Raw genomic sequence first — 9,939 nt, forward strand, 5'->3', positions numbered from 1 at the left:
GATCAACCCACCAGCCCAGGAGGCCGACACGACCGCCGCTTAACACCCGATGGACTCATCCGCCTTGACAAGTTCCGCCACACCGATTCGTCCTGTCAGTATGAGCGTCGAACCAGGCTGCGCTCGCCTGTCCGCGACCGCAGCAGCGTGTAGCCGGCCAGTCAACGGCAGGGAACCTATCGGACGGCATAGCCTTCCGCAACGGCGAGACGTGATCGTCGATGGTGGAAGAGGTGTGCCAGCCATCTGTATGCGTGTGCGCTACCGCGTTGCCGTGACTGGCTGGTGATGACACGCCCAGGCTTGGTCGGCCATTTGGGTTTGGTGGGCCTCGCCCTGGGTCGGGATCAATACTGCAACGGTTGGTCATCGTCGGAGAGGGGGACGCTGATGGCTTGGTCGATCAGGTCGGCGAGGTTGGCCTCTGCATCGCTGCGGTTGGCGATATCAGTGGGATCCAGCCCTGCCTCATCGACGGTGGGGTCGACGGGGATCTGCTGTTCTGCCACATCGGCTTCGGGCTTGTCCTCGGTGGGCGAGACATCCTCGGCGTTGGTCATGATTGCTCTCCCGTTCGTGTTCATGTCGGTGCGGCCAGCCGTGGTCCGCGCTGCCGACTACGTCCCGAAGTAATCGTGGATTTGGCGGATCGCCATCGATCCCTCGCCGACCGCGGAGGCCACCCGTTTGACCGAGCCGCTACGCACGTCGCCCGCCGCGAACACACCGGGTTGGCTGGTCTCCAGCATCATCGGCTGGCGCTGGGTGCTGCGCCGGGCACCGTCGGCCTCCGAATACAACGCGGCCGGGCCGGTCGGCACGAAGCCGCGGTCGTCGAGTTCGATGGCGCCGGCGAGCCATGCGGTATTGGGATCCGCGCCGATGAAGACGAACAGGGCGCGGGTCTGGATCGAGTGCCGCTCGCCTGTTCGTTTGTCCTCGGTCACCACCACGCTGAGTGCACCGTTTCCGTGCACCTCCCGGATCTCGGTGCACGACCGAACAGTCACGCGGGGGTGACGGTTGATCTGGTCGACGAGATACCGGGACATGGTCTTGTTCAGGTCGTTGCCGCGGATCACCACATACACCCGGGAAACCCGCGCGGCGAGGAAGATCGCCGCCTGGCCCGCGGAGTTACCACCCCCGACGATGACGACCGGCCCCGTGCCGCACACCAACGCCTCTTGAAAGGTGGCGGCGTAGTACACGCCGTTGCCCTCGAACGATTCGATTCCCGGGACGGCGAGCCTGCGATACCTGGCTCCCGTGGCCAGCACCACGGCCCTGGCCACCACCGACCCACCGTCCGCGAGCGTTACCCGGTGCTGGCCGCCGCCGGATTCCAGCCGGGTGATCTCCGCGGAGACGATGATCCGCGCTCCGAACTTGCCGGCCTGCAGAACTGCCCGTTCGGCAAGGTCGGCTCCAGAGATTCCGCCGGGGAATCCCAGATAGTTCTCGATCTTCGACGACGTCCCGGCCTGCCCGCCGGTCGCGATCCGCTCCATCGCCGCGGTGGTCAGGCCGTCCGACGCGGCATACACCGCAGCGCCCAGCCCCGCCGGACCGGCGCCCACCACGACGACGTCGGATTCGTCGGGCACCGTGTCGGGTACCGGCAGCCCAACCCGGCGGGCCAGCTCGGTGTTGGTCGGGTTGCGCAGCACCTCACCGCCCCAGATCACCACCGGGGTGTCCTGGGCCGATACTCCGAACCGCTGCAGCAGCCGTTCGGCATGCTGGTCACGTTCCAAGTCAAGCCAGCGGTGCGGCAATCGATTTCGCGCGGCGAACTCGCGCAACCGAGCGGTGTCCGGCGAATAGCAGGAGCCGATGATCCGGAATCCGGATCCCTCGTGAATGAGCAACGAGCGGCGCACCAAATACGCGCGCAGGATGAGGTCACTGAGCACCGGATCGTGCGCGACCAGGGCCCGCACCCGCTCGGTCGGGACCACGAGCACTTCGCCGGGTTCCACCACCTCGGCGGTGTAGAACGCGGCCTGGGCTTCGAGGTCGCCCAGCTCCCCGAGAAACCGCCCGGGGCCGTGCACCCGGATCACATGCCGATTGCCCGCATCGTCCAAAGTGCTGACGGCGATCTTGCCGGACAGAATGACGAAAAAATAGTCCGAGCGCTCACCCTCGCGGACCAGCATCTCCCCCGCGCCGACTGCTCGCCGCGCGCCGCCCGCCTCGAGCGCGGCAATCTGATCATCGGACAGTCGCGGGTACGCGCCGTATATGTCGGGGGATTCGGCCAACGGAATCGATGCGCGCTGGTCCGTGGCGGGGACCTCAGACATAGTTCTCATGGACGTAGCACCAACGCCACGTCGGCCCCGGCTCCATGGACTGCACGATCGGGTGCCCGATCGTGTGAGCATGCGCCCGGGCATGCCGCATCGGCGAAGAATCGCAGCAGCCAACGTGCCCGCACGTCAGGCACAACCGCAGGTGCACCCACGGTGTGCCGAGCCGCAAACATTCCTCACAGCCGTTCGTACGCGGGCGCACCTGGCGGATCGCCGCCACATGGGGATCGATATCCACGGATGTCATGACCGTGCCTCCTTCGCGCTGCCGGACGATAGCGCCTGATCCAGCCAATTGCGCAGCGCCGCAACGGGAGCGGCACCCGACTGCCGCGCCAGTACCTGCCCGTGGTCAAGGAGCAGCAGGGTCGGCACCGCCTGCACCGCGAACCGCTGCGAAATCGCCGGTGCCTTGTCCACGTCGACCTTCACAAGTTTGAGTTGTCCGGCCCGTTCGGTGGCGAGCTGCTCCAGCGCCGGGCTCACCATGCGGCACGGTCCGCACCACGTCGCCCACAGGTCGACAAGCACTGGAACCGAGGACTTTTCGGCAACGTCAGCGAAGTCCCCATCGCCGGCCGCGGCGATCCACGGCAGCCACTGGTGACAGTTGGCGCACCGGGGCTTCCCCGCGGCCGCCGCGGGTACCCGGTTGCGTTTTCCGCAGTGCGGGCATGTCAGGATGTTTGATTTCATGGCGCCTTCTCGGTCAGGCCGCCAGGGCCGGTTCCGAATAGCCCACGGCGAGTTCGCCATTCTCCACGGTGATGCGGATCTTGCCACCGCCCGTGATGTCGCCGCGTAGCAACGCCCGGCCGATCTTGGTTTCCACCTCGTGGGCGATGTAGCGGCGCAGCGGCCGGGCCCCATACACCGGATCGTAGCCGTGTTCGGCGATCATCCGGCGAGCGTCCGGGGTGATGTCGAGCTCGATTTGCCTTTCCGCCAATCGGTCCCGCAGCTCGGCCAGTTGCAACTCGACGATCCGTTCGAGCTGCGGCATCGACAGCGGGGTGAACAACACGATGTCGTCGACGCGGTTGAGGAACTCGGGCCGGAAGTGTCCGCGCAGCTCGGCCATCACCCGGTCGCGCGCGTCGGGCTTGATCTCGCCGTCCGCGGTGACGCCGTCGAGCAGGTGGTGCGATCCGATGTTGGAGGTCATGATGACCACGGTGTTGCGGAAGTCGACCTGACGTCCCTGTGCATCGGTGAGCCGGCCGTCGTCGAGCACCTGGAGAAGGGTGTTGAACACATCGGTGTGCGCCTTTTCGATCTCGTCGAGCAGCACCACCGAGTAGGGCTTGCGGCGCACCGCTTCGGTGAGCTGGCCGCCCTCCTCGTAGCCGACGTATCCCGGTGGCGCACCGACCAGCCGGCTCACCGTGTGCCGCTCCTGGTACTCGCTCATGTCGAGTCGGACCATGTTGTCCTCGCTGTCGAACAACGCGGCGGCCAGCGTCTTCGCGAGTTCGGTCTTTCCGACCCCGGTGGGTCCGAGGAAGATGAACGAGCCGATCGGGCGGCGCGGATCCCGGATTCCGGAGCGGGCCCGAATGACCGCATCGGCGACCAGCTGGACCGCCTCGTCCTGGCCGATCACCCGCTCGTGCAGTATTTCGTCGAGCCGCAGCAGCTTTTCCCGTTCGCCCTCCTGTAGCCGTGCGACCGGTATGCCGGTCCATGCGGCCACGATTTCGGCGATCTCGTCCTCGGTGACGACCTCGCGCAGCAGCGGCTTGTCGCCCTGCTTGGACGTCAGCTGTTCCTCGGCCGCTTGCAGTTTGCGTTCCAGTTCGGTGATCTGGCCGTACCGTAATTCGGCCGCCCGGTTGAGGTCGTACTTGCGTTCGGCTTCTTCGGCCTCGTGCCGCAGCTGCTCGAGTTGTCCGCGAAGTTCCTGGACCCGCCTGATCGCCTGCCGTTCGGCATCCCATTGCGCGTGCCGGGCGTCGGCCTCGGCTCGCAGGTCGGCCAATTCTTTGCGAAGTTCCTCCAGACGGGACTTGCTGGCCGCGTCGGTCTCCTTGGCCAGCGCCGCCTCCTCGATCTCGAGCCGGGTGACCCGACGGGTGATCTCGTCCAACTCCGCTGGCATGGAGTCGATTTCGGTGCGCAGTCGCGCACACGCCTCGTCCACCAGGTCGATCGCCTTGTCGGGCAGGAAGCGGTCGGTGATGTAGCGATGCGACAACGTGGCGGCCGCCACCAGGGCGGCATCCTGGATCTTCACGCCGTGGAACACCTCGAGGCGTTCGCGCAGCCCGCGCAGGATCGAGATGGTGTCCTCGACGTCCGGTTCGTCGACCAGCACGGTCTGGAACCGGCGCTCCAACGCGGCGTCCTTTTCAATGTGCTTACGGTATTCGTCGAGTGTGGTGGCACCGATCATGTGCAGCTCACCGCGGGCGAGCATGGGCTTGAGCATGTTGCCGGCGTCCAGGGAACCTTCTGCTGCCCCGGCGCCGACCACGGTGTGCAACTCGTCGACGAACAGGAGAATTCGGCCCTCTCCTGCCTTCACTTCTGATAGCACCGCCTGCAGCCGTTCCTCGAACTCGCCCCGATACTTCGCACCTGCCACCAGCGAGCCCATGTCGAGGGAGAAAATGGTCTTGTCCCGCAGGCCTTCCGGGACATCGCCGCGCACGATGCGCTGTGCCAGGCCCTCCACGATCGCGGTCTTGCCGACTCCGGGGTCGCCGATGAGCACCGGATTGTTCTTGGTCTTGCGGCTGAGGATCTGGATCACCCTGCGGATCTCGGCGTCTCGGCCGATCACCGGGTCCAGCTTGCCTGCGCGGCCTTCGGCGACCAGGTCGCGGCCGTACTTCTCCAGGGCCTCGTAGGCACCCTCCGGTGAGGCTGAGGTGACCCGCTGGTTGCCCCGGATCTTGGTCAGCGCGCCGAGGAACGATTCCCGGGTAACGCCGTGGGAGGCCAGAATCCGTCCGGCGGCACTCGCCGAGCCCTCGTCGGCGAGGGCGATCACGAGGTGCTCCACCGACACGTATTCGTCCTTGAGGCGCTTGGCTTCCCGCTCGGCGGCCTCCAGCAGGTTCGCCAGGCGCCTGGTGACGGAGACCTGGCCCGGCGCGGCGCCGGGGCCGCTCACCTTCGGGCGCCGGTTCAGCTCGCGTTCCAGGTCCGCGCGCACGGCCGCGGTGTCGGCGCCCGTCTGGTCCAGTAGCCGCGGGACGAGACCTTCGGGCTGGTCGATCAGCGCCATCAGCAGATGTTCGCCGTCGACCTCGGTGTGACCCATCCGGGTCGCGATGCTCTGCGCTTCGGCCAACGCCTCCTGCGACTTCTGCGTCAGCTTGTTGATGTCCACGGTGATGTCCTCCTTCGGCGAGAAGCGGATTCGAGTTCTTCGATGCGGTCCAGCAGGTCGAGCACCAGCCCTATCGCGGCGTAGTTCAGTCCCAGACCGGTCCTCAACCGCTGGATGCGGGCGACCGTAACCAACGCAGACGGTTCGAACCAGAGATTGCCGTGGGCATCCTGCTGGCAAGCGACGAGGCCGAGCGCCACCAGTCGGCGCACCATGTCGGGATGCAACCCGCAGCGTGTTGCGAAGACGTCGAGGTGCATTCCGGGCCGCCGCGCCAGGACATAGCGTGGTGCGGTCATCGTCCCCTCCTGGGGTCGAAGGTGGACTCCGCCGCCAGTTGCTCGAACAGTTCACGTTCCCGCGCAGTGGGTTTCGGTGGCACCATCACCTTGATTTCTGCGTAGAGGTCGCCGGCGGCACCGCGCGGGTTGGGCATGCCTTCGCCGCGCAGCCGCAGCCGGCGACCGGTCGACGATCCCGGTGGCACTTTGACTTTGGCTTCGCCGCCGGGAGTTCGGATAGCGACGGTGGTCCCCAGCGCCGCCTCCCACGGCGACACCAGCAGATCCACCGAGATGTCTCGGCCGTTGAGACGAAATCGAGAATCCGGCTTGATGCGTACCCGCAGGTACAGATCTCCGGCGGGACCGTCGCCGCTGCCTCGGCCGCCTTCGCCCGCCAGTCGGATCCGTTGTCCGTCCGTGACGCCGGCGGGGATGTTCACCTCGTATTCACGGCCATCGAGTGAGATCTTCCGTTTGCCCCCCCGGTAGGCCTCCTCGACGGTCAGCTCCAGTGTTGCTTCCTGGTCCGCGCCCGGAATCGGCCCGAATCCTCCGCTACCGCTGAAGATATCGCCGAAGAGATCGTCGATGTTGATGCCTCCGGCGCCACCGAAGCCTCCGCCGTAGCGTACTCGGCCTCCGCCGGCCCGTCCGCCGCGGAAGCCACCCGCACCTGCGCCCACCTGGTCTTCCCAGTCTTCGGGGACCTTGCGGAAGTCTTCGCCGAATCGGTCGTAGCGCTTACGGGTATCGGGGTCCGATAGGACGTGATAGGCCTCGTTGATGTCCTTGAATCGGTCTTCGGCCGTTGGATCCTTGTTGACGTCCGGGTGGTACTTGCGGGCCAGTGTGCGGAATGCCTGCTGGATCTGATCGGCGGTCGCGTCCCGCGACACCCCGAGCACTTCGTAGTAGTCGCGGGCCACCCGACATCACTCCTTGCGTTGGCTGACCACCACGGCCGCCGGCCGCAATTGCCTCGATCCTTCGCCGTAGCCCGGTCGAACTACTTCGACTACCGTCCCGGGCGCGCTGTCCGGGTGGTCCACCACACCGACCACCTCGTGACGCTCCGGGTCAAAGGGCACCCCTGCCTCCGCATCGCGCGGATAGCCGAGCCGCTCGAGAACCTGCAACGCTTGTTCGAGAATGCTGCGCACACCCTCGACGACCGCGTCGGACTGGTCACCGGCATGACTGAGCGCCCGCTCCAGGTTGTCCACGATGGGCAGCCACGCGCCGGCCACCCTGGATCGTTCCGTTGTTCGTTCGCGGTCCAGTTCGCGGGCATACCGCTTGCGCACATTGTCCAGATCAGCGACAGCCCGCCGCCAACGGTCCTCGAGCTTGGCTCGCTCGTCTGAATCAGGTTGAGGGGGAACATGTTCTGGGGAGCTCTTGTCCGACCGGTCACCGTCCTCATCGGTGCGGGAATGCTCTGCGGGGCTGACCATTGCGGCTCAGCCCCGGTCGAACTCGGCGTCGACCACGTCGTCATCGCCAACCGGCGCGCCTTGGTCGTCCCCTGTCGGTCGCCCGTTGCCGCCACCGGGCGTGGGCTGCAGCCCGTAAAGCACCTGCTGCAGTTCGGACGTCAGGGACTGCACCCGGTCCATCGGTGCGTCTTCCTTAACGGCCTGGCGCGCGTCGGCGACCAACATCTCGGCGCGGGCACGGTCGTGTGGCGCCGCGGAGTCGCCTAGCTCGGCAAGACGGCGCTCGACCTGGTAGGCCGCGGAGTCGAGCGCGTTACGCGCATCAACCTGCTTACGCAGCTCTTCGTCCTCGCGGCGGTGCGCCTCGGCCTCGGCGAGCATCCGCTCGACTTCGCTCTGGTCGAGGTTGGACTGCTCGCTGATGGTGATGCTCTGCTCGGCGGCGGTGTCCTTGTCGCGTGCGGTGACATGCAGGATGCCGTTGGCGTCGATGTCGAAGGTGACCTCGATCTGCGGCTCACCGCGCGGGGCCGGGCGGATGTTCTCCAGCTTGAATCGTCCGAGTACGCGATTGTCTTTCGCCATCTCGCGTTCGCCCTGCAGCACAACGATATCCACAGCCGGCTGGTTGTCTGCCGCCGTCGTGAACACCTCGCTGCGTCGGGCCGGGATGGTGGTGTTGCGTTCGATGATCTTGGTCATCACGCCGCCGGCGGTTTCCACACCCAGCGACAACGGGGTGACATCCAGTAGCAGAACGTCGGAGACCTCGCCCTTGAGCACGCCCGCCTGGATGGCGGCGCCCATCGCGACCACCTCGTCCGGGTTGACGGTCATGTTCGGGTCCTTGCCGCCCGTGAGCCGGCGTACCAAAGCCTGCACTGCGGGAATGCGAGTCGACCCACCGACCAGAATGACCTCGTCGATGTCGTTGGCCGTGACCTTGGCGTCGGCCATCGCCTGCTTGACCGGACCCATCGTGCGCTCGACCAGGTCGTGTGTGAGTTCCTCGAACTTCGACCGGTTGATGGTCATGGTGAGGTGTTTGGGGCCGTTGGCGTCGGCGGTGACGAACGGAAGGTTGACCTGCGTCTGTGTCACCGACGACAATTCCACCTTCGCCTTCTCGGCCGCCTCGAACAGCCGCTGCAGCGCCTGCGGATCTTTCCGCAGATCGATGTTGTTCTCGCGCTGGAACTCGTCGGCCAGATAGTCGACGAGCCGGCGGTCGAAGTCGTCGCCACCCAGGTGCGAATCACCGGCTGTGGAGCGGACCTCGACCACCCCATCCCCGACGTCGAGAAGGCTGACATCGAACGTGCCGCCGCCGAGGTCGAAGACCAGCACGGTTTCGTGGCCCTTTTTGTCCAGCCCGTAGGCCAATGCCGCGGCTGTGGGCTCGTTGATGATGCGCAGCACGTCCAGCCCGGCGATCCGGCCGGCATCCTTGGTGGCGTTGCGCTGGGCGTCGTTGAAGTACGCCGGAACGGTGATCACCGCTTCCTTCACCCGTTCGCCGAGGAATTTGCTTGCGTCGTCGACGAGTTTGCGCAGCACCTGCGCGCTGATCTCTTCGGGCGAGTACTTCTTGCCGCGCACGTCGAACCGGGCCGCGCCGCCCTCGCCCTCGACGACGTCGAAGCTGACCGCCTTGGCTTCCTCCGATATCTCGTCGAAGCGGCGGCCGATGAATCGCTTGGCCGAATAGATGGTGCCCTTCGGGTTCATGATCGACTGGCGTCTTGCCAGCTGTCCGACCAGTCGCTCACCGCTCTCCGTGAACGCCACCACTGACGGCGTGGTGCGCGCACCTTCGGCGTTGGGGATCACGACAGGTTCCCCGCCCTGCCAGGCGGCGATGACCGAGTTGGTTGTCCCCAGGTCGATGCCTACCGCTGTGGCCATGGTCTATTCCTCTCGGTTGTTGCTGGTGAGCAGTTGGAGTGCACGGTCGGCCACGTCGACGTCGGCGACGACGTCGTAGTACTTGGGCCGCAGTCCGCTGACGGAGAGGAAGTCGCGGCGGCCGCGTTGCAGGGCGTGGATCAGCAGGCCGACCAGGGCGCCGACAATGGCGCCGAGAACCAATCCGTAGGTGGCCAGTACCACGGCCGAGACCAAGGGCTCGACCCAGTTGAACAGCCCGAAGATCCAGCCGATCAGTGCGCCGAACAGGGCGGCCGAGCCGGCACCGCGCAGCGCGGCCCCGCCGTAGCTCGCTCGGCCCAGGACTTGCTCGACATATTGCAGTTCCCGGCCCACGATGGCCACCCGGTTTACCTCGAAACGCTGATCGGACAGGTAGTCGACCGCGCGTTCGGCGTCGGGGTAATTGTCGAAGGTGGCGATCACCTGGCGGGCGGGCTCATTGGGCCGCACCGCCGACGTTGCAACCGTCGAATGCTCAGCCATCACTGCCCCTGTGCCTGTAGGCCATACGCATTAAAGCCAGAACTTTATCCTAAGTTGCGAAGGTCGTTACACGGAAGCCCCCGGCTTGACTCACGAAAAGTGCCCGCGAAACGCCCTCGGTGCCTCACATAAGAATGCCCGCGAAACGGTGACCG

Annotated in this window: 10 protein-coding genes; all 10 read right to left on the reverse strand. The window is 66.1% G+C overall.

The window, feature by feature from the left end:
• Window positions 1-347: 347 nt before the first annotated feature.
• The 10 genes from AWC08_RS22905 to AWC08_RS22950 are packed head-to-tail and all read right to left on the reverse strand — an operon-like array spanning window position 348 to window position 9,784.
• Window positions 348-560, reverse strand: coding sequence for a hypothetical protein (locus AWC08_RS22905; RefSeq protein WP_055576960.1), 213 nt, complete (start codon window positions 558-560; stop codon window positions 348-350).
• Window positions 561-617: 57 nt separating this feature from the next.
• Window positions 618-2,309 (reverse strand): FAD-dependent oxidoreductase, encoded by a 1,692-nt coding sequence (locus AWC08_RS22910; protein WP_055576961.1) that lies wholly within the window; start codon window positions 2,307-2,309, stop codon window positions 618-620.
• Window positions 2,302-2,565 (reverse strand): UBP-type zinc finger domain-containing protein, encoded by a 264-nt coding sequence (locus AWC08_RS22915; protein WP_082658431.1) that lies wholly within the window; start codon window positions 2,563-2,565, stop codon window positions 2,302-2,304. Before AWC08_RS22915 ends, AWC08_RS22910 begins: the two co-directional genes overlap by 8 nt.
• Window positions 2,562-3,014 (reverse strand): thioredoxin, encoded by a 453-nt coding sequence (gene trxA / locus AWC08_RS22920; protein ID WP_055576962.1) that lies wholly within the window; start codon window positions 3,012-3,014, stop codon window positions 2,562-2,564. The genes AWC08_RS22915 and trxA overlap by 4 nt, the downstream gene beginning before the upstream one ends.
• A gap of 13 nt (window positions 3,015-3,027) precedes the next feature.
• Entirely contained in the window at window positions 3,028-5,652 is a 2,625-nt protein-coding gene (clpB, locus tag AWC08_RS22925) for an ATP-dependent chaperone ClpB (protein ID WP_055576963.1), read from the reverse strand.
• Window positions 5,634-5,951 (reverse strand): chaperone modulator CbpM, encoded by a 318-nt coding sequence (locus AWC08_RS22930; protein WP_055576964.1) that lies wholly within the window; start codon window positions 5,949-5,951, stop codon window positions 5,634-5,636. The genes clpB and AWC08_RS22930 overlap by 19 nt, the downstream gene beginning before the upstream one ends.
• Complete coding sequence (locus AWC08_RS22935) at window positions 5,948-6,862, reverse strand: DnaJ C-terminal domain-containing protein (RefSeq protein ID WP_065131938.1); 915 nt, start codon at window positions 6,860-6,862, stop codon at window positions 5,948-5,950. The genes AWC08_RS22930 and AWC08_RS22935 overlap by 4 nt, the downstream gene beginning before the upstream one ends.
• Before the next feature lie 6 nt (window positions 6,863-6,868).
• Complete coding sequence (locus tag AWC08_RS22940; RefSeq protein ID WP_055576966.1) at window positions 6,869-7,390, reverse strand: nucleotide exchange factor GrpE; 522 nt, start codon at window positions 7,388-7,390, stop codon at window positions 6,869-6,871.
• 6 nt (window positions 7,391-7,396) lie between these two features.
• Window positions 7,397-9,277, reverse strand: coding sequence for a molecular chaperone DnaK (gene dnaK, locus AWC08_RS22945; RefSeq protein WP_065131939.1), 1,881 nt, complete (start codon window positions 9,275-9,277; stop codon window positions 7,397-7,399).
• A gap of 3 nt (window positions 9,278-9,280) precedes the next feature.
• Window positions 9,281-9,784 carry a general stress protein gene (locus AWC08_RS22950; RefSeq protein WP_065131940.1) on the reverse strand — a complete coding sequence of 168 codons (504 nt, stop codon included), beginning with the start codon at window positions 9,782-9,784 and terminating at the stop codon, window positions 9,281-9,283.
• Between the last annotated feature and the right edge of the window lie 155 nt (window positions 9,785-9,939).

The organism is Mycobacterium gordonae, from assembly GCF_002101675.1.
In the GTDB taxonomy this organism is placed as follows: Bacteria; Actinomycetota; Actinomycetes; order Mycobacteriales; family Mycobacteriaceae; genus Mycobacterium; species Mycobacterium gordonae.

Excerpts from the sequence above, each read along its gene's own strand:
- trxA (WP_055576962.1), bottom strand. The coding sequence starts at position 3,014 with ATGAAATCAAACATCCTGACATGCCCGCACTGCGGAAAACGCAACCGG.
- AWC08_RS22930 (WP_055576964.1), bottom strand. The coding sequence starts at position 5,951 with ATGACCGCACCACGCTATGTCCTGGCGCGGCGGCCCGGAATGCACCTC.
- AWC08_RS22915 (WP_082658431.1), bottom strand. The coding sequence starts at position 2,565 with ATGACATCCGTGGATATCGATCCCCATGTGGCGGCGATCCGCCAGGTG.
- AWC08_RS22950 (WP_065131940.1), bottom strand. The coding sequence starts at position 9,784 with ATGGCTGAGCATTCGACGGTTGCAACGTCGGCGGTGCGGCCCAATGAG.
- dnaK (WP_065131939.1), bottom strand. The coding sequence starts at position 9,277 with ATGGCCACAGCGGTAGGCATCGACCTGGGGACAACCAACTCGGTCATC.
- AWC08_RS22905 (WP_055576960.1), bottom strand. The coding sequence starts at position 560 with ATGACCAACGCCGAGGATGTCTCGCCCACCGAGGACAAGCCCGAAGCC.
- AWC08_RS22910 (WP_055576961.1), bottom strand. The coding sequence starts at position 2,309 with ATGTCTGAGGTCCCCGCCACGGACCAGCGCGCATCGATTCCGTTGGCC.
- AWC08_RS22940 (WP_055576966.1), bottom strand. The coding sequence starts at position 7,390 with ATGGTCAGCCCCGCAGAGCATTCCCGCACCGATGAGGACGGTGACCGG.